Raw genomic sequence first — 17,562 nt, 5'->3', positions numbered from 1 at the left:
TCACAAGGCCACAGTGCACCCCAAGGAGGAAGAACCACCTGGCCACGGGGTCAGGTACTCAGCGGGTCCCAGGGGAACTCACGGGATGTCGCACAGAACCGGAGTCGGGGTCCGGCCGGGGCCGAGCTCGGTGTTCACACCGACCTTGTTGGTCGGGGCCATCACGAGGACTCCGAGGGACGCCGACCACGGAATCGGGCACGGCCGGGCGTGGTCCGGGCACAGCAGCCTGGCGATGTGTTCCTTGACCTCTTCGGCCTGCTGCTGGGTGGCGTGGGGCAGGGCCGGTCAGCGGCCCCGGCCCCGGGGGAACTCTCCGAGGTGAACCGCGCGGTGGACCAACGTGGCCAGCTCCCGCATGTCCTCGGTGAACGCGTCCACGCGGATTCGGCGTCCGCTGTGCAGCCGGATCTCGCACGTGGCACCCATGCCGCGAGCATCGGCGAGCGCACGGCCGTCGCCGCCGGAGGCGCTCACCCGCGCCACGTCCTCCCAGGGGATGACGGTGGCGTCGCCCGCCACGCGGTGGGTGAACCCCCGCTCATGGATGTCGAAGGACTGTTCCCGGGTACGGAATGCCTGCACCAGGCGCCAGATCCCCAGGCTCCACCCCACCAGGCCGACCCCGAGCAGCAGCCCCGCCAGCTTCGGGGCCCCGTGGACGGTACCCACCGACGCGATCGCCACCGGCAGCCCGACGGCCGTGCCCGCCGCCCCGACCACCAGCCAGATGCCCGCCTGCCGCAGGCGTTTCGCGCTGTCGGTGCGGTGCTCCCGTACGAATCCGCCCAACTGTCTGGCCACTTCTGTACGCCTCATCGGGCCCCCTCCCGGATCGTGGACATCTCCTACGCTGCCCGCTGCCGGAGGATCCACCCCCACCTGCGGACCGCGAACCCTCGTGCGGACCGGCTCGCGGGTCCGTCAGGTTACGCCGGAGCCATCATGACGGAACGTCAATCACCCTGTTGGAAACATGAGTTGGACGCCGCCCGTGCTCCGGCATGACAACGGCCCCCGCTGCTGGGCGAGGGCCGGTCGGTCGAAGGCTGTCGCGCGGCTCAGACGGTGAACTCCCCGCCCTTGGCGGCGTTCACGAACGACGACCAGGCGGCCGACTCGAAGATGAGCGCGGGACCGCCCGGGTTCTTGCTGTCACGTACGGGCACAACTGCGGGGAAGCCGTCGGCCACCTCGATGCACTGGCCGCCGTCCGAGTTGCTGTAGCTGGACGTGCGCCAAGTGGCGGTGCTCAGGAAGTCGTCCGAGACCTCGACGCAGTTGCCGCCGTCCGTGTTGCTGTACCTGCTCTTGCGCCATGTGACGTTGCTCAGGTCGATGGCTCGCACAGCGCTTCCTCCAACATCCGCATGATGAACTTCCGTGACTCGACCGGGGGCAGCGCCAGGTCACGCACCGCATCATATCTGCGCTGCACATGCTCAACCCTGCCTGTTTCCTCGATCAGTTCACCACGTACGTCGTTCTCGGTGTAGGCCACCGTACGGCCGTCCGGCAGCCGCAGGAACATCGCATCGGTGCTCATCAGGCTATGAGGACCGGCGTTGAACGGCAGCACATGGAGGGTGATGTTCGGGCGGTCCGAGGCCTCGGCCAGATACTCCACCTGTTCCCGCCACGCCCGGGCGTCGCACAGGTGCGTGCGCAGAACCGCCTCGGAGAGGATGACTCGGAACGGCGGCGCGTCGTCCCCCTCCAGCACCTTCCGCCGCCCTATGCGCGCTTCGACCTGCTGGGTCAGTTCCTCACCCTTGGTGCCGCCCGCCGCGAGTGCCTCGCGCGCGTACCCGCCCGTCTGGAGCAGGCCCGGCGGCGCACTCACGGAGTACTGCCACAGGCTCACCGCCTCGGCCTCCAAGGTCATGTACCGGCGGTACTGCTCGCGGAACTGGGTCGGGTCGCCGACCGCCAGCTCCCAGAGTGTGAGGAGGAGGCCGGGCGTCCCGTAATGCTGGTCGAGCGCCTGCACGACCTCCGGACCGCCGAGGGTCTCCCCGCTCTCCATCTTGCCGAACAACGACCAGTCCCAGCCGAGGACTTCGCCGAGTTTGCGCAGGCTGTGGCCGCTCTGCGAGCGGAGTAACCGCAGCTCCTCGATGAACCGTTGACGTGGTTGCTGGCTCCGACCCGTGACCACCCGTCTCGGCGGCATGGCGTGCTCCTCCGTGGAAGGTGTGGAACTACCGCCGGGGCCGGGGAAGTACAGCCCGTCGATGGTGTCCGTTCCCTGTTCCGGGTCCATTCTCGTAATGCCCGGAACACGCACAGTAGTCCAAGCCCCCACATCTCACGCCGGTGTTGGGCGAACGGAACGGAACCCATGACGACACAACAGCGAGCGGTGCGGAAGATCAGGGAAGCCGAGGTCGCGCGGGACGCGCTCGGCGCGGCGCTCCGGCGGGCGGGTATCCAGCTGCCCGCGATGGACGTCCGTCCCCAGGTGCGCGCCGACGGCGCCGGATATGCCCTGGTGACCCTCGGTGACTGCTCCGCGCCCGTGGCCCGCGCGCTGGCGGCGGTCATCGAGAAGGGGGCGGGGCGGTGACCCGGAGCGTCTTCCGCTACGTCCCGTTCACCATCGAGCAGGACGCGACGGCGGAGCCGGAGTACGAGGTCCGTTGCGTGTCCGGCGACGAAACCGAGTGCGGCGCGCGGTCCGGTGCGTACATCCATCCGGCGCCGGTCGAGGAGTGGCAGCGCAGGCACACGCAGGAGACCGGACACCGGCGCTACCACCGGAACTTTCGCGACTACGCGGTCATGCGGCCGACGGCCGAGCGGGGTGAGATGGCCGAGCCGGGTGAGACGGCTGCGCCGGGTAGGACAGCTGCGCCGGTGCGGGCGAGCGGAGGCGCGGTGTGAGTTTCGCTCCGGCCGCCGAACGTCCTTGGCGCGATGCGTGGCCGCCGGTCGCGCGGACGGACGACGGCAACGCGTGGGTGACGGGCAACTGCTGGCTGTACTGCCGACGCGAGGGCGTGCGCGTGCTGTGGGTCGGCTCCGTGCACACCCCCGGCGCGACGGGCGACGTGTACGCGTGCGGCCCGTGCGTCGCGGAACTCGACCACATGGTGCGCGTCCAGTCGCACGCCATGGACGCGCCCGTCGGCCCTGCCTGCGGGGGAGATACGACGGCCGGGACGGAGGCCAGGAGCAGGACCAAGCACCGGGCCCCGGACCAAGTCGTGAACATGGCCGTGAACCAGGCCGTGACGTGCGAGCACCGGCAGACCGAGAAGCGCGGCGGCAAGACCCACTGCCGCACCTGTAAGCGGCAGCTCTACCTGTGAGTGACTGTGCGGGGTGACGGCAGCAGATCGGCCAGGTGCGCCTGGTGTGCGGGGCGGCTCCGAGGCCGTGGCCCTTGCAGGGGGTCGGTGCGGAGTTCGAGTCGGATGCCGTGGTGCCGCAGGTCCTCCGCGATGGTCAGCAGCTCGGCGGCGCCGCCTTCTCGTGCAGGAGCGAGCGGAGTTCGGCGGTGTCGATGATGTGGGCCAGCCTCGGGAAAATGCTGGTCATCAGGGTCTGGTGGGCTTGCGGGTCCGGGTCGGTGACGCCGTCGGAGAGGACGTAGAGCTGGTAGTCGCGGTCGGCGGCGTCGGTGAGGGTGGACAGTACGACGCCGCTGGTGGTGATGCCGGCGATGACCAGGGTGGTGATTCCGCGATCCCGCAGTTGCCGGTCCAGGTCCGTAGTGGACAGCGCGCCGTAGCGGGTCTTGCGGACGGTGATGTCGCCGGACTCGGGAGCGAGCTGATGGTGGAGGTCTGTGGCGGGATCCGCGTGGTGCATGAGGCGCTGCCGGCCGAGGAAGGAGAAAGCCGTGTTGGTCGGCGGGATCGCCGCCCAGTCGGCCTCGGTGAATCCGACTCGCACGTAGGCGATGGCGGCGCCGTGCGCTCGCATGTCGGCGATGGCGCCGGCCACCCGTGACAGCAGCGCTTCCGGGTCGGCCGAGTCAGGGAGCGAGGCCAGGATTCCCTGCTGGAAATCCATGACGAGCAGTGCGGCCGTGCGGGGGTCCAGCGCCGGGGTCGTGACGGTCATTTTCTCTCCTTGGGTGATGAGGGCGCCCTGATACGCGAGAGCGCGTATGGGGGCCGACTGCACATGGGGCACGTGAGCCACGATGTGCCGCGCCGCGACCCCACGGGCCACGGCGGAGGCCGTCGCGCTCATACCCGAGCTGTACGCGCAGGGGTGAACCCGCTCCGACAGGGGCGGCGCAACCCGGTCGCGGTGACGGCCGTGGCGGTCTGTCAGGTGTGGTTCGGTGCCGGCTCCGGCTCGGTGAGAGGCATTGCCGCGCGGCGGGGGAGCAGCAGCGGGGTCGCCAGCAGGAGCACGCCGGCCAGGCCGATGGCCGTACGCGGGCCGAGCAGGCCGCCCAGCACGCCCCATGCGGCCGTCAGGAGCGCGGTCGAGGCCTTGGTCGTCACCGACCAGGCGGACAGGGTGCGGGCGACCCGGTCGGTCGCGGTGCGTTCGAGGCGGTAGGTGGCGTAGACGGGGTTGAAGACCCCGCAGCAGAAGATGAGCCCGAGTTCGACGCCCATCACCAGCAGCAGCCCTCCGCCGCCCGGCCCGATGAAGGCCAGGCCGACGGGCCAGATCGCGCGTAGGATCCCGGCCACGACCAGGACCTGGTGCTGCCCGAACCGGGTGACGAGCGGTCGGGCCAGCCGTGAACCGAGCAGCCCGCCGATCGAGGGCGCGGCGAAGGCGAGGCCGTACTGCCACGGCGCGAACCCGAGTGGTCCGAGCATCAGGACGGCCAGCAGCGGCTGGGCGGCCATCACCAGGCCGTTGAACAAGGCGGTGTTGAAGAACAGCGGACGCAGCGTCGCGTCGGCGAGGATGTACCGCCAGCCGTCGAGCAGGTCCCCGGCCCGCATGCGCGTCGCCTCCCGGCGCTCGGGCCGCGGTGCGTGCCCGCCCATCGCGCGGATGCCCAGGGCCGAGAGCAGGTAGCTGACCGCGTCGGCCACCACCGTGGCCACCGGGCCGAGGAGCCCGATCGCCACGCCGCCCAGCGGCGGTCCGATGATCGTGGTCGTCCAGGCCGTGGACTCGAAGCGGGCGTTGGCGACGAGCAGGTCCTCGGCCGGCAGCAGCGTCTTCAGGTACGCGCCGGAGGCGGCGCGGAAGGTGATGTCGGCCGCCGCGACGACGACCGAGACCAGCAGGAGCTGAAGGAAGGTGAGCACGCCGAGCGCGAACGCGGCGGGGATCGTCAGCAGCGCCGCGAACCGCACCAGGTCCGTCCCGATCAGCACCTGCCGCTTGCGGCGGAACTCCACCCACGGGCCGAGCGGCACCGCCACGGCCGCGCCCACCGCCGCCCCCACGGAGGACAACGCCGCGACCTCCGCCGGCCCGGCGTGCAGCACCTGGATGGCGATCAGCGGGAACGCGCCGAAGGCGAGCCAGGTGCCGAGCGCGCTGGTCCCGTACGCTCCCCAGAGCCACCCGAACCGTCGCCCCAACCGGTGCCCGTTCCTCATGTCCGACGCCCCTCGTCACTCACCCGCACAACCGATCCGCGATCGGAAGTATCAAAGCGGGCAGCAGGCCTGGGGATCAAACAACGGCAGAGCCGTCGGCCACAACCAGTGGTTGTGCCCATAGGGTGTAGGTATGGACCTCGACACCGTCCGGACCTTCGTCGCCGCCGCCGACGCGGGGCAGTTCCAGGAGGCCGCCGCCGAGCTGGCGGTCACCCAGCAGGCCGTCTCCAAGCGCATCGCCGCGCTGGAGCGCAACCTCGGGGTGCGGCTGTTCACCCGCACCCCGCGCGGCGCCGAGCTCACCATCGACGGGCAGGCGTTCCTGCCCCACGCGCGCGAACTGCTGCGCGTCGCCGAGCGCGCGGACGCGTCCGTGCGCACCGGCCGCCGGCCGCTGCGCGTCGACGTGATCGCCTCGCGCACCGCGCAGTCGGGCCTGATGCGCGGCTTCCACCGCGCGCACCCCGAGATCGAGCTCGACGTGGTGATGCTGTTCGACATCGAGACGGCCGTCGCGGCCCTCCGGTCCGGCGCGATCGACGTGTCCTTCCGTGCCGTCGCCGTGCCCGGCCGGCCCCTTCCCGAGGACATCGAGTCCGTCCGGGTGCTCGACGAGCCGCTCCAGCTCCTCACCGGCCCCGCCCACGCGCTGGCGGGCGCCCGGTCCGTGACTCTCGCTCAGCTCGTCGGGCACCGGATCTGGATGCCCGGCATCGTCCCCGGCACCGAGTGGGGTGCCTACTACGACGATCTCGTCGCCGAGTTCGGACTCACCATCGAGGCGACCGGCCCCAACTTCGGCTCCGACGCACTCCTCGACACCGTCGCCGACACCCCGGCCCTGGCCACCTTCATGGGCGAGCACTCCCGCCTCGTCTGGCCCGCAGGCCACGGCCTGCGCCGCATCCCGGTGACCGACCCGATGCCCGTCTACCCGCACTCGCTCCTCTGGCACCGCGACAACCCCCACCCCGCGCTGGCCACCCTCCGCGCCCACCTCGCCGCCACCACGGCCGGCCACGACGCCGCAGGGACCTGGGTGCCGAGCTGGGTGGTTCCGCGCTGAACGCCGCCGCCTCGGCGGGCCGGACCGATGGGCCGGGAGTCAGGAGGCAGGCGTGCGGGAGCAGGGAAGGCCCTGACGGCGCTGAAAGACACAAAAGCGCTGGTCAGGGCCTAGAGCCTCAGCACTCGATGATGTTCACCGCGAGCCCGCCGCGCGCGGTCTCCTTGTACTTCACGCTCATGTCCGCGCCCGTCTCCTTCATGGTCTTGATGACCTTGTCCAGGGAGACCTTGTGGCTGCCGTCGCCGCGCAGCGCCATCTTCGCCGCCGTGACGGCCTTGACCGCGGCCATGCCGTTGCGCTCGATGCACGGGATCTGGACGAGCCCGCCGACCGGGTCGCAGGTCAGGCCGAGATTGTGTTCCATGCCGATCTCGGCGGCGTTCTCGACCTGTTCCGGGGTGCCGCCCAGGACCTCGGCGAGGGCGCCCGCGGCCATGGAGCAGGCGGAGCCGACCTCGCCCTGGCAGCCGACCTCGGCACCGGAGATGGAGGCGTTCTCCTTGAAGAGCATGCCGATGGCTCCGGCGGCCAGGAGGAAGCGGACGACGCCGTCCTCCTTCTCCGCCTCGGTGGCGCCGCCCGCCGCGAAGTTCATGTAGTAGTGCAGCACGGCCGGGATGATGCCCGCGGCGCCGTTGGTGGGTGCGGTGACGACGCGTCCGCCTGCCGCGTTCTCCTCGTTGACCGCCATCGCGTAGAGGGTGATCCACTCCATCGCGTGGGCCTGTGGGTCGCCCTCGGCACGCAGCTGACGCGCTGTGGTCGCGGCACGGCGGCGGACCTTGAGACCGCCGGGCAGGATGCCCTCGCGGGTCATGCCGCGCGAGACGCAGGCCTGCATGACGTGCCAGATGTCCAGCAGACCCGAGCGGATCTCGTTCTCGGTGCGCCAGGCCTTCTCGTTCTCCAGCATCAGCGAGGAGATGGACAGGCCGGTGTCCTTGGAGAGCCGCAGCAGTTCGTCACCGGTGCGGAAGGGGTGCTTCAGCACGGTGTCGTCGAGGACTATCCGGTCCTCGCCCACCGCGTCCTCGTCGACCACGAAGCCGCCGCCGACCGAGTAGTAGGTCTTCTCCAGCAGCGTCGAGCCGTCCCGGTCGAAGGCGAGGATCGTCATGCCGTTGGCGTGGTAGGGCAGGGCCTTGCGGCGGTGCAGGACCAGCTGCTCGTCGGCGTCGAAGTCGATCTCGTGCATGCCGAGCAGATTGATCCGGCCGGTGGTGCGGATCCGCTCCACCCGCTCGTCGGCGGACTCCACGTCGACGGTGCGGGGCGACTCGCCCTCCAGGCCGAGCAGGACGGCCTTGGGGGTGCCGTGGCCGTGACCGGTCGCGCCGAGGGAGCCGTAGAGCTCGGCGCGTATCGAGGCGGTGTGGGCGATCAGGCCCTCGTTCTTCAGCCGGCGCGCGAACATGAGGGCGGCGCGCATCGGGCCGACCGTATGGGAGCTGGACGGGCCGATGCCGATCGAGAACAGGTCGAAGACCGAGATGGCCACGGGAGACTCCTAAGGGTTGGTAGACGCCGTTGTCTGCCGGGTGGTGCGGTACGGACCGGTCGGCCCGAAGAGCAGCGGGGACAAGGGATGGGGCACCGCGCTCACTGACCAGTGTGCGTGGTGCCCCGCCCGAAAGGTGACGAACTGTGTCCCGTATTACTCGGGACGAGCCGCGTCCCGGACTACTTCAGACCGGGGTACAGCGGGAACTTCTCGGCCAGCGCGACGACGCGGGCCTTCAGGCTGTCCGCGTCGTAGGACGGCTTGAGCGCGGCGGCGATGATCTCCGCGACCTCGGTGAAGTCCTCGGCCTGGAAACCGCGGGTGGCCAGGGCCGGCGTACCGATCCGCAGACCCGAGGTGACCATCGGCGGACGCGGGTCGTTCGGGATGGCGTTCCGGTTGACCGTGATGCCCAGCTCGTGCAGCCGGTCCTCGGCCTGCTGGCCGTCCAGCTCGGAGTTGCGCAGGTCGACGAGGACCAGGTGGACGTCCGTACCGCCGGACAGCACGGAGACACCGACCTCGGTGACGTCCGGCTGGACCAGCCGCTCGGCGAGGATGCGGGCGCCGTCCAGGGTGCGCTGCTGGCGCTCCTTGAACTCCTCGGTCGCCGCGATCTTGAACGAGACCGCCTTGGCCGCGATCACGTGCTCCAGCGGGCCGCCCTGCTGGCCCGGGAAGACCGCCGAGTTGATCTTCTTGGCGAGCTCCTGCGTCGACAGGATGACGCCACCGCGCGGACCGCCGAGGGTCTTGTGCGTGGTGGTCGTGACGACGTGGGCGTGCGGCACCGGGTTGGGGTGCAGACCCGCGGCCACCAGGCCGGCGAAGTGCGCCATGTCGACCATCAGGTACGCGCCGACCTCGTCCGCGATGCGGCGGAAGGCGGCGAAGTCCAGCTGACGGGGGTACGCGGACCAGCCGGCGACGATCAGCTTCGGCTTGGACTCCTTGGCCAGCCGCTCGACCTCGGCCATGTCCACGACGCCGGTCTCGTCGACGTGGTACGGGACCACGTTGTAGAGCTTGCCGGAGAAGTTGATCTTCATGCCGTGCGTCAGGTGACCGCCGTGGGCCAGGTTCAGGCCCATGATCGTGTCGCCCGGCTTCAGCAGCGCGAACATCGCGGCGGCGTTGGCCTGCGCACCGGAGTGCGGCTGGACGTTCGCGGCCTCGGCGCCGAACAGCGCCTTGATGCGGTCGATGGCGATCTGCTCGACGACGTCGACGTGCTCGCAGCCGCCGTAGTAGCGGCGGCCGGGGTAGCCCTCGGCGTACTTGTTGGTGAGGACGGAGCCCTGGGCCTCCATGACCGCGACCGGAGCGAAGTTCTCCGAGGCGATCATTTCGAGGGTGGACTGCTGACGGTGGAGCTCGGCGTCGACAGCGGCGGCGACGTCCGGGTCCAGCTCGTGGAGGGAGGAGTTGAGAAGCGACATCAGGTGGTCCCTTGGGGTCTCAGTGGCCGGAGAACTCGGAGTACTCGTCGGCGGAGAGCAGGTCCTTCGGCTCCTCCGCCACACGTACCTTGAACAGCCAGCCGCCCTCGAAAGGAGCGGAGTTCACCAGCGACGGGTCGTCCACGACGTCCTGGTTCGCGGCGGTGACCTCACCGGTCACCGGCGAGTACAGGTCGCTCACCGACTTGGTCGACTCCAGCTCGCCGCAGGTCTCGCCCGCGGTCACCGTGTCACCGACCTCGGGGAGCTGCGCGTAGACGACATCGCCGAGCGCGTTGGCGGCGTACTCGGTGATACCGATCGTCGCCACACCGTCCTCGACGGCCGACAGCCACTCGTGCTCCTTGCTGTACCGCAGCTGCTGGGGGTTGCTCATGACCTGAATTCTCCTGTACGCGTGGGAGTGCTGATGAACGGTGGTCTTACGGTGTGAGACGGGAATGCGTCACTTCTGAGGTGCGCGGACGTCACTTCTGACGCTTGTAGAACGGCAGCGCCACGACCTCGTACGGCTCGCGGCTGCCCCGAATGTCCACTCCGACGCCCGTGGTGCCGGGCGTGGCGTGCGCGGCGTCCACGTACGCGATGGCGATCGGCTTGCCCAGGGTGGGCGACGGGGCGCCCGAGGTGACCTCGCCGACGACCTCGCCGCCGGCGACCACGGAAAAACCGGCGCGCGGCACCCGGCGGCCCTCGGCGATCAGCCCGACCAGCTTGCGGGGCGGGGCGGTCTCGGCGCGCTCGGCGGCGGCCTTCAGGGCCTCGCGGCCGACGAAGTCGCCGTCCTTCTCGAACTTCACGACCCGGCCGAGGCCGGCGTCGAAGGGGGTCAGCCCGGTGGTCAGCTCGTGCCCGTAGAGCGGCATGCCCGCCTCCAGGCGCAGCGTGTCGCGGCAGGAGAGCCCGCACGGGATCAGACCGCGGGAGGCGCCCGCCTCGGTGAGGGCCTTCCACAGCTGCTCGGCGTGCTCGGGGGCGACGAACAGCTCGAAGCCGTCCTCGCCGGTGTAGCCGGTGCGGGCGATCAGCGCGGGCACACCGGCGACCGTGCCGGGCAGGCCGGCGTAGTACTTCAGGCCGTCCAGGTCGGCGTCGGTGACCGAGGCCAGGATGGCGGGGGACTCCGGGCCCTGGACGGCGAGCAGCGCGTACGCGTCGCGGTCGTCGCGGACCTCGGCGTCGAAGCCGTCGGCCCGCGCGGTCAGCGCGTCCAGCACGATCTGGGCGTTGCCCGCGTTGGCGACGACCATGTACTCGGTCTCGCCCAGCCGGTAGACGATCAGGTCGTCCAGGATGCCGCCGTCCTCGGCGCAGATCATCGTGTAGCGGGCGCGGCCCACGGCGACGGTGCCGATGTTGCCGACCAGCGCGAAGTTCAGGGCGGCCGCGGCCTCGGGGCCGGTGACGGTGATCTCGCCCATGTGGGACAGGTCGAAGAGACCGGCCCTGGTGCGCACCGCGTTGTGCTCGTCGCGCTCGCTGGCGTACCGCAGGGGCATGTCCCAGCCCGCGAAGTCGGTCATGGTCGCGCCCAGTGAACGGTGCAGGGCATCGAGGGCGGTGAGACGGGGGGCGGTGCTCATGGATGTGACTCCCAGGGCATGACGACGAGGACAATCCCTCCCCATCTGTCATCGGAACCTGAGAGGTTCGCCGAGAGCCCCCTGAGGGGTTCGGCTTGCACCTTGGGTGGAGCCGCGGAGCGGCCCGCTTTTCAGATCTGCCTCATCCACGCGGTACGGGGCCTGAGAGATTCAAGGGAGGAACTTGCTCCTTCGGCGCCCGGCACATGCAGTGACCGGAACTCTCCCGCGCGGATTCAAGCGGCCTTTATGCAGTTGGCCGGGTCATCATCGCACGCATCCCGTCGGAGTGGGGCCCCGGTCCCCCCTCGGAATCGACGGCGTGGACGGTTGTGTCGCATTACCTTTTCTTTACACTTCAGGGGCATACGCGGGTGACCCGACAAGGGGAGGGCGATGACGTTGCAGCGGTACGCGACCACCGCGGGAGTCGCGCACGACGCGATGCCCGCACAGCCGGGGGTCCCGGCCGGGGAGACGCTCGACCCGCGCATGCCCGGCGTACGGGACCTGCGGGCGCGGGCCGGGCGCGGCCCGCGCAGCCTGCACTTCGCGGCGGGCGACGTGGTGGTGGTCTCCGGACTGCCCGGCAGCGGCAAATCGACGTTCATCCGGCGGACGGTGACGACGGACCGCGCCATCGACTCCCAGGACACCCGGGACCGCTGGGCCCGGCTGATGCCCCGCTTACTCCCGTACGCCCTCTACCGTCCGCTGGTCCGCGCCGCCCACTACCGGGGACTGTGGCGGGCGCTGCGCGCCGGCGAGTCCGTCGTCGTCCACGACTGCGGAACCCAGGCGTGGGTGCGCGGCTGGCTGGCCCGTGACGCGCGCCGCCGGGGCCGCGTCCTCCACCTCGTCCTGCTCGACGTCACACCGCAGACGGCGAGGGAAGGCCAGCGGGAGCGCGGGCGGGGCGTCTCCGGATACGCGTTCGCCCGGCATCGCAGGGCGGTGGGGAAGCTGCTGCGGGGCATCGAGACCGGCCTGCTGCCGCCCGGCTGCGCGTCGGCGGTGCTGCTGGACCGCGAGGCGGCGGGGTCGCTGGGCCGGATCACGTTCGCCTCGGCACCGTAGGGGCGGGCGGCCGGACGTTAACCTTCTGCCGGAAGACTCGGGCAAGAAGGGGGAGCAGTGGACATTCCGGCGCAGGTCCAGTCCCATCCGCAGAGCGGATGGCCGGCCAATGAGCTCGAAGAGGTACTGATGGCCTCGGTGGGCAGCCCGGAGGCGGGCGGACGGCTCGTCGAGGTGCTCGGGCGCAGTCAGGTCTGGGTGCCCCTGCCCAACGGCGGCGGACCCGACTCCCCGGACCTGGACCTGCCGACGCTGGAGATCGACGGCGCCGCGTACGTTCCCGTGTTCAGCTCCGAACAGCAGTTCCTCACCTGCGTCGGCACCCAAATGTCCTTCACCGTCGCGCCCGCCCGCGACTTCGCCCGCGGCCTGCCCCCGCAGCTCGGTATCGCGGTGAATCCGGGCGGTGCCGTCGGGATGCCGCTGCCGCCGCCCGCCGTGGCCGAGCTCTGCCGCGCCGGACGCACCCCGCTGGACGGGCCTGCCACCGGCGGCCGGGTCCGGCTGTTCGAACCGTCCTGGCAGGAGGAGCCCGTCGACTTCCTCGCCGCGGCGGCCGGTGAATTCGAGGAGAGCGGCGTCGTGCTCACTGCCCGCCGAGCGCTGGCCAGCGTTGAGGGCGGCGAGCCCGTCCTCTTCATAGGCGTCGAGTTCTCCACCTGGGAGGGCGCCGGACGCAACGCACCGATGGACGCCCTCGGCCGCGCGCTGGGCCGCGTCGAGGTGCCCTGGCCGGTGAACCTGGTCCTGCTCGATGTGGCACAGGACCCGGTCGGTGACTGGATGCGGGAGAAGGTCCGGCCGTTCTACCGGCGCGAGACCCTGTAGCACGCCGACGGCCCCGGAGCCGATCGCCACGTCGGCCCATGGCGTCAAGTCGGTGTCAGGACCGGCGCATAAGCTGGTTTGATGGCTGGTGCCTCGGCATCATGCCGCACCCGTGTGCCCCGGGAGCGGCGGGCCGACACAGTGGATCGAAGAGGGGCGGGACCAGGTGAGTGCGTCAGGCACCGCGGCGGCCGGGCAGGTCGAGCACATGCTGCGCCAAGTGACGCCCGGGCGCTACGACGCGTACGAGGCGCTGCTGCAGGCCCTCGCGAACGGCCGGATCTGGATGCTCCTCTGGCACGGCCAGGCGGGCTCGCCCGACGCCCAGTACGGAAACATGGAGCTCGACGGTCTCGGCTACGCCCCCTGTGTGACCTCCGCCCAGGAGCTCTCGGCCAGCGGCTGGAACCGGGCCCATGAGCTGGTCGGCGGGCGCGACATCGCGCGCGCCCTCTTCCCCGACCGCTGGGGCATCTGGCTCAACCCGCACGCCCCGGGCGGCGGCGTCGGCATCCCCTGGCTGGACCTGCGCCGGATCGCCACCGGCCTCGACCGGATGCCCGCGGGCCCCCTCCGGCTCACCGAGCCGGCCATCGAGATCCCGCAGTTCTACGCCCTGCTCGCGCAGAACGCCCACCACACCCCCGCGATCCGCTCGCTGCGCCGCGCCTGGGTGCAGCCCGCGCTCGGCGTCCCCTATCTCGCCATCGGCCTCGACCTCTACGACACGAGCCAGAGCTCGGTCGACGCGGTGCGCGCGATGATGCAGCAGTCGATCGGCGCGGTCCCGGACGGGCTGCCCGTCTCCACCGTCGCGATGTCCGACGAGTACGACCCGGTCGCGATGTGGCTGCGCGCCAACGCCCGTCCGTTCTACGACCGCGAGGCCCATGCCCCGGCGGCCCCGGCTGCCCCGGTGGCGGGCTACGGCTATCCGCCGCCGCAGGGCGCGTACTGAGCGTGCGCCGTCGGAGCCGCGTGTACTGAACGCGCGCCGTCGGAGTCGCGCGTACCGGTAGGGGCGTGCGGTCGGCCGTACCCGGTGTCCGTGGTGCTCCGGCCGTTCCCGGTGTCCGTCAGCGCACCGTGCGTTCCCGGCGCCTGCGGGCGCACCGTGCGTTCCCGGTGTCCGTGGATGCGGACAAGGTTCCTGGCATCCAGGGGTTCCGGGCATCCGTGAAGGCGACCGGAGGCGCCGGGCGCCCGCCACGCGACCGCGTGAAGCCGGTGTGCCCGGAATGCAGGTGTACGTTCCTGATTCCCGGGACATACCCATAGAGGGTCAACTCCCGAAATGTGGGCACGTGTTCACGGCATCCCGGTGCATCTCGCCCTCCATGTCCGGGATTTCCGTGCTGGGGAGGTCTGGTGGTGAAAGCGGCACGAATCTGTGCGCGTGCCCCTCTTCCACCTCAACTGGCCCGTGTTCGAGGGGCGTTCACATCCGTCCGGATAACGGAACACCCCTGACCGCATCACGGTTAGGCATCCATTCGCCTGTCGCTATGGCTACCGGTCGCGACGGCAATGAAGACTCCCGCAGCAAGGGCGTCTTGCCGCCTCTGCGTACGACTGACTGATCGCGCCGCCACAGCGGCCAGTTCGGCCCGGCCACCGCCGGTTGAGAGGGGTCCTTGCCACGATGACGGCACCACTGCACGAGCCGACCACGGAAGCGGACCCGATCGCGACCGGCGGTCCCGCAGTCGACTCCGGGACGAAGAAGGTCGAGGGGCGCTCCCTCAAGCAGATCGCCTGGAACCGCCTCAAGCAGGACAAGGTCGCTCTGACGGGTGGCATCGTTGTCCTCGTCCTGATCCTGGTGGCCGTCCTGGCGCCGCTGATCGTGGGCCTGCTCGGCCACCCGCCGAACGACTTCCACCAGGACAAGCTCGACCCGCTGACCAACCTCCCCCAGGGCAGCCTCGGCGGCGTCAGCGGTGACTTCCTCTTCGGCGTCGAGCCGAACAAGGGGCGCGACATCTTCAGCCGGATCGTCTACGGCGCCCAGATCTCGCTCCTCGTGGCGTTCCTGGCAGCCCTGGTCGCGGTGGCCCTCGGCACGCTCTTCGGGATCGTCGCCGGCTACTTCGGCGGCTGGATCGACGCGGTGATCAGCCGGGTGATGGACGTGCTGCTGTCGTTCCCGCAGCTCCTCTTCATCATCTCCCTCGTCTCGGTCCTCCCCGACGACCTGCTCGGCCTCACCGGCAGCGGGGTGCGCATCGCCGTGCTCGTCGCCGTCATCGGCTTCTTCGGCTGGCCGTACGTGGGACGCATCGTCCGGGGGCAGACGCTTTCACTGCGTGAGCGCGAATACGTGGAGGCGGCGCGCAGTCTCGGCGGCGGGCGCGGCCACATCCTCTTCCGCGAGCTGCTGCCGAACCTGGTGGCGCCGATCACCGTCTACGCGACGCTCATGATCCCCACCAACATCCTCACCGAAGCGGCCCTCAGCTTCCTCGGTGCTGGTGTGCGGCCGCCCACGGCCTCCTGGGGCGGAATGCTGCGGGACGCCCTGGAGACGTACGAGCACGACCCGATGTTCATGGTCTTCCCCGGCGTGACGATCTTCATCACCGTGCTGGCCTTCAACCTCTTCGGGGACGGGCTGCGCGACGCCCTGGATCCCAAGGGGACCCGATAGCCCACGACTTGCCCCTGCCGCACTGTCAGGTGGCTCTTCCCATGGTTCTCCGGCAAGCAATGGCCTGGGACCGCGATCTCGGAGGTTGCGAGAAAATGTCCACAGTTACCTCGAAACGACGGCTCACCGCGGGTGCGGCCCTCGTGGTCGCGGCGCTGATGACCACCACCGCGTGCGGCGGCGGCGGCGACAAGGGCGGCGACAGCAAGGCGAAGGGCGCCGGCTTCAACGCGGCGTTCAACAAGGTCGCCAACGCGTCCACCAAGAAGGGTGGAACGCTGAAGATGGTCGGCAAGCAGGACCTCGACTCCGCCGACCCCCAGCGCGCCTACTACGGCATGGCGTGGGACTTCATGCGCTTCTACACCCGCCAGCTGGTCACGTACGACACCAAGCCCGGCGCCGCGTCCACCAAGCTGGTCGGCGACCTCGCCACCGGCCCCGGTGAGATCACGGACGGCGGCAAGACGTACACGTACAAGCTGCGCCCCGGCGTCACCTGGGAGGACGGCTCCAAGCTGACCTCCAAGGACGTCAAGTACGGCATCGAGCGCATCTGGGCGACGGACACCATCACCGGTGGCCCGCAGTACCTGATGCAGACGCTGGACCCCAAGCACGAGTACAAGGGCCCGTACAAGGACTCGTCGCCGGACAAGCTCGGTCTGAAGGCGATCGAGACGCCCGACGACAGCACCATCGTCTTCAAGCTGCCCAAGCCCAACGGTGACTTCGAGCAGTTCCTCGCCATGCCCTCCGGCTCGCCCGTGAAGGCGTCGGAGGACACCAAGGCGAAGTACACCCAGCGGCCGTTCTCCTCGGGCCCGTACAAGTTCGAGACGTACAAGCCGGGCAAGAGCATCGTCCTCGTCCGCAACGACAAGTGGGACAAGTCCTCGGACCCGGTGCGCGCCGCGCTCCCGGACAAGGTCACCGTGACGATCTCCGCCAACCTGGAGGAGAACGACAAGAAGCTGATGGAGGGCGACTACGACGTCGACCTCAACGGCACCGGCATGACCCAGTCCGGCCGCGTCACCGCCGTCCAGGACCACAAGGACAGCGTCGACAACATGCAGACGTCCTTCGTCCGCTACGTCGCGCTCGTCCACACGGCGAAGCCGCTGGACGACGTCCACTGCCGCAAGGCCGTCTTCTACGCCACGGACTTCGCTGCCCTGCAGCAGACCCGCGGTGGCGAGATCGCCGGTGGCGCGATCGCCAACAGCACCCTGCCGGCCTCCATCAAGGGCCACAGCGACTACGACCCGTACGGTGTCCTCGCCCGCAAGGGCAAGCCGGACGAGGCCAAGGCCAAGGACGAGCTGAAGCAGTGCGGCCAGCCGAACGGCTTCTCCACCAAGCTCTCCGCCCGTAACAACAACCCGGGCGAGGTCGACGTCGCCGAGGCGCTGCAGGCGCAGCTCGGCAAGGTCGGCATCAAGATCGAGGTCGACCCGATCGACGGCGCCGAGGCCTCCAGCATCACCGGCTCGCCGTCCGTCGTGAAGAAGCGCGGCTACGGCATGACGATGAGCGGCTGGGGCCCGGACTTCCCGTCCGGCCAGGGCTTCGGTCAGCCGCTGTGGGACAGCCGGTTCCTGTCGGAGACCGGTAACTACAACGAGTCGCAGCTCAAGGACCCGCAGATCGACAAGTTCTTCGACAACGCCATCGCGGAGACCGACGCGGACAAGGCCGGCGAGATCTACAAGCAGCTCGACAAGCGGATCCTCGACCAGGCCGACTGGATGCCCTTCATCTACGAGAAGAACATCACCTGGCGTGGCAAGCGGCTGACGAACGCCTACATGTCCGACGCCTACAACGGCCGTTACGACTACGTCTCGCTCGGCGTCGTCAAGTAGC

At 70.1% G+C, this 17,562-nt stretch carries 18 protein-coding genes and 1 riboswitch; of the genes, 9 read left to right on the top strand and 9 right to left on the bottom strand.

Going from position 1 to position 17,562, the window contains the following annotated elements; all coding sequences use genetic code 11:
* Positions 1-288 precede the first annotated feature (288 nt).
* From ACZ68L_RS18895 to ACZ68L_RS18885, 3 genes are all read right to left on the bottom strand, one after another.
* Positions 289-819, bottom strand: coding sequence for a hypothetical protein (locus tag ACZ68L_RS18895; protein ID WP_469578139.1), 531 nt, complete (start codon positions 817-819; stop codon positions 289-291).
* Between the two features lie 242 nt (positions 820-1,061).
* Positions 1,062-1,349, bottom strand: a complete 288-nt coding sequence (locus ACZ68L_RS18890) for a DUF397 domain-containing protein (RefSeq protein ID WP_469578137.1) — start codon at positions 1,347-1,349, stop codon at positions 1,062-1,064.
* Entirely contained in the window at positions 1,331-2,173 is an 843-nt protein-coding gene (locus ACZ68L_RS18885; protein WP_469578135.1) for a helix-turn-helix domain-containing protein, read from the bottom strand. Before ACZ68L_RS18885 ends, ACZ68L_RS18890 begins: the two co-directional genes overlap by 19 nt.
* A gap of 168 nt (positions 2,174-2,341) precedes the next feature.
* On the opposite strand from ACZ68L_RS18885, the gene ACZ68L_RS18880 reads away from it, so the two are divergent.
* The 3 genes from ACZ68L_RS18880 to ACZ68L_RS18870 are packed head-to-tail and all read left to right on the top strand — an operon-like array spanning position 2,342 to position 3,311.
* Positions 2,342-2,566: a hypothetical protein gene (locus ACZ68L_RS18880; RefSeq protein ID WP_469578133.1), complete on the top strand. Its 225-nt coding sequence runs from the start codon at positions 2,342-2,344 to the stop codon at positions 2,564-2,566.
* Positions 2,563-2,883: a DUF7848 domain-containing protein gene (locus tag ACZ68L_RS18875; RefSeq protein WP_469578131.1), complete on the top strand. Its 321-nt coding sequence runs from the start codon at positions 2,563-2,565 to the stop codon at positions 2,881-2,883. The genes ACZ68L_RS18880 and ACZ68L_RS18875 overlap by 4 nt, the downstream gene beginning before the upstream one ends.
* Positions 2,880-3,311: a hypothetical protein gene (locus ACZ68L_RS18870; protein WP_469578129.1), complete on the top strand. Its 432-nt coding sequence runs from the start codon at positions 2,880-2,882 to the stop codon at positions 3,309-3,311. Before ACZ68L_RS18875 ends, ACZ68L_RS18870 begins: the two co-directional genes overlap by 4 nt.
* A 136-nt stretch (positions 3,312-3,447) precedes the next feature.
* Here the strand turns inward: ACZ68L_RS18870 and ACZ68L_RS18865 are convergent, their stop codons facing one another.
* Both ACZ68L_RS18865 and ACZ68L_RS18860 read right to left on the bottom strand, forming a co-directional pair.
* The gene (locus ACZ68L_RS18865) at positions 3,448-4,068 is read right to left on the bottom strand and encodes a cysteine hydrolase family protein (RefSeq protein ID WP_469578127.1); all 621 of its coding nucleotides are present in this window, start codon (positions 4,066-4,068) and stop codon (positions 3,448-3,450) included.
* Positions 4,069-4,280: 212 nt separating this feature from the next.
* Positions 4,281-5,525 (bottom strand): MFS transporter, encoded by a 1,245-nt coding sequence (locus tag ACZ68L_RS18860; RefSeq protein WP_469578125.1) that lies wholly within the window; start codon positions 5,523-5,525, stop codon positions 4,281-4,283.
* Positions 5,526-5,658: 133 nt separating this feature from the next.
* Between ACZ68L_RS18860 and ACZ68L_RS18855 the strand changes: the two genes are divergently transcribed.
* A complete protein-coding gene (locus ACZ68L_RS18855; RefSeq protein WP_469578121.1) occupies positions 5,659-6,594 on the top strand; it encodes a LysR family transcriptional regulator in 936 nt (311 codons plus the stop codon).
* 118 nt (positions 6,595-6,712) lie between these two features.
* On the opposite strand, the gene ACZ68L_RS18850 is transcribed toward ACZ68L_RS18855, so the two are convergent.
* The 4 genes from ACZ68L_RS18850 to gcvT all read right to left on the bottom strand — a co-directional run bounded on the left by ACZ68L_RS18850 (position 6,713) and on the right by gcvT (position 11,141).
* Positions 6,713-8,095 (bottom strand): L-serine ammonia-lyase, encoded by a 1,383-nt coding sequence (locus tag ACZ68L_RS18850; protein ID WP_469578119.1) that lies wholly within the window; start codon positions 8,093-8,095, stop codon positions 6,713-6,715.
* A gap of 182 nt (positions 8,096-8,277) precedes the next feature.
* Positions 8,278-9,537 (bottom strand): serine hydroxymethyltransferase, encoded by a 1,260-nt coding sequence (glyA, locus tag ACZ68L_RS18845; protein WP_469578117.1) that lies wholly within the window; start codon positions 9,535-9,537, stop codon positions 8,278-8,280.
* A gap of 19 nt (positions 9,538-9,556) precedes the next feature.
* Entirely contained in the window at positions 9,557-9,934 is a 378-nt protein-coding gene (gene gcvH, locus ACZ68L_RS18840) for a glycine cleavage system protein GcvH (protein ID WP_469578114.1), read from the bottom strand.
* 91 nt (positions 9,935-10,025) lie between these two features.
* On the bottom strand, positions 10,026-11,141 hold the full coding sequence (gene gcvT / locus ACZ68L_RS18835) for a glycine cleavage system aminomethyltransferase GcvT (protein WP_469578111.1): 1,116 nt from the start codon (positions 11,139-11,141) through the stop codon (positions 10,026-10,028).
* Positions 11,142-11,282: 141 nt separating this feature from the next.
* Positions 11,283-11,380, bottom strand: a riboswitch (glycine riboswitch).
* Between the two features lie 157 nt (positions 11,381-11,537).
* Between gcvT and ACZ68L_RS18830 the strand changes: the two genes are divergently transcribed.
* The 5 genes from ACZ68L_RS18830 to ACZ68L_RS18810 all read left to right on the top strand — a co-directional run bounded on the left by ACZ68L_RS18830 (position 11,538) and on the right by ACZ68L_RS18810 (position 17,561).
* A complete protein-coding gene (locus tag ACZ68L_RS18830) occupies positions 11,538-12,218 on the top strand; it encodes an AAA family ATPase (protein ID WP_469578109.1) in 681 nt (226 codons plus the stop codon).
* Positions 12,219-12,275: 57 nt separating this feature from the next.
* The gene (locus ACZ68L_RS18825) at positions 12,276-13,046 is read left to right on the top strand and encodes an enhanced serine sensitivity protein SseB (protein ID WP_469578106.1); all 771 of its coding nucleotides are present in this window, start codon (positions 12,276-12,278) and stop codon (positions 13,044-13,046) included.
* Between the two features lie 166 nt (positions 13,047-13,212).
* Entirely contained in the window at positions 13,213-14,004 is a 792-nt protein-coding gene (locus ACZ68L_RS18820) for an enhanced serine sensitivity protein SseB C-terminal domain-containing protein (RefSeq protein WP_469578104.1), read from the top strand.
* Positions 14,005-14,688: 684 nt separating this feature from the next.
* A complete protein-coding gene (locus ACZ68L_RS18815) occupies positions 14,689-15,693 on the top strand; it encodes an ABC transporter permease (protein ID WP_469578102.1) in 1,005 nt (334 codons plus the stop codon).
* Positions 15,694-15,788: 95 nt separating this feature from the next.
* Positions 15,789-17,561, top strand: coding sequence for an ABC transporter substrate-binding protein (locus tag ACZ68L_RS18810; RefSeq protein ID WP_469578100.1), 1,773 nt, complete (start codon positions 15,789-15,791; stop codon positions 17,559-17,561).
* The last annotated feature ends 1 nt before the right edge of the window (position 17,562 follow it).

This window comes from Streptomyces sp. NPDC104309 (assembly GCF_055584025.1).
Note: the sequence above shows the minus strand (reverse complement) of the source record. Positions and strands in the feature narration are given on the sequence as shown.

Excerpts from the sequence above, each read along its gene's own strand:
- ACZ68L_RS18895 (WP_469578139.1), bottom strand. The coding sequence starts at position 819 with ATGAGGCGTACAGAAGTGGCCAGACAGTTGGGCGGATTCGTACGGGAG.
- ACZ68L_RS18885 (WP_469578135.1), bottom strand. The coding sequence starts at position 2,173 with ATGCCGCCGAGACGGGTGGTCACGGGTCGGAGCCAGCAACCACGTCAA.
- ACZ68L_RS18880 (WP_469578133.1), top strand. The coding sequence starts at position 2,342 with ATGACGACACAACAGCGAGCGGTGCGGAAGATCAGGGAAGCCGAGGTC.
- ACZ68L_RS18865 (WP_469578127.1), bottom strand. The coding sequence starts at position 4,068 with ATGACCGTCACGACCCCGGCGCTGGACCCCCGCACGGCCGCACTGCTC.
- ACZ68L_RS18860 (WP_469578125.1), bottom strand. The coding sequence starts at position 5,525 with ATGAGGAACGGGCACCGGTTGGGGCGACGGTTCGGGTGGCTCTGGGGA.
- ACZ68L_RS18855 (WP_469578121.1), top strand. The coding sequence starts at position 5,659 with ATGGACCTCGACACCGTCCGGACCTTCGTCGCCGCCGCCGACGCGGGG.
- glyA (WP_469578117.1), bottom strand. The coding sequence starts at position 9,537 with ATGTCGCTTCTCAACTCCTCCCTCCACGAGCTGGACCCGGACGTCGCC.
- gcvH (WP_469578114.1), bottom strand. The coding sequence starts at position 9,934 with ATGAGCAACCCCCAGCAGCTGCGGTACAGCAAGGAGCACGAGTGGCTG.
- gcvT (WP_469578111.1), bottom strand. The coding sequence starts at position 11,141 with ATGAGCACCGCCCCCCGTCTCACCGCCCTCGATGCCCTGCACCGTTCA.
- ACZ68L_RS18830 (WP_469578109.1), top strand. The coding sequence starts at position 11,538 with ATGACGTTGCAGCGGTACGCGACCACCGCGGGAGTCGCGCACGACGCG.
- ACZ68L_RS18815 (WP_469578102.1), top strand. The coding sequence starts at position 14,689 with ATGACGGCACCACTGCACGAGCCGACCACGGAAGCGGACCCGATCGCG.
- ACZ68L_RS18810 (WP_469578100.1), top strand. The coding sequence starts at position 15,789 with ATGTCCACAGTTACCTCGAAACGACGGCTCACCGCGGGTGCGGCCCTC.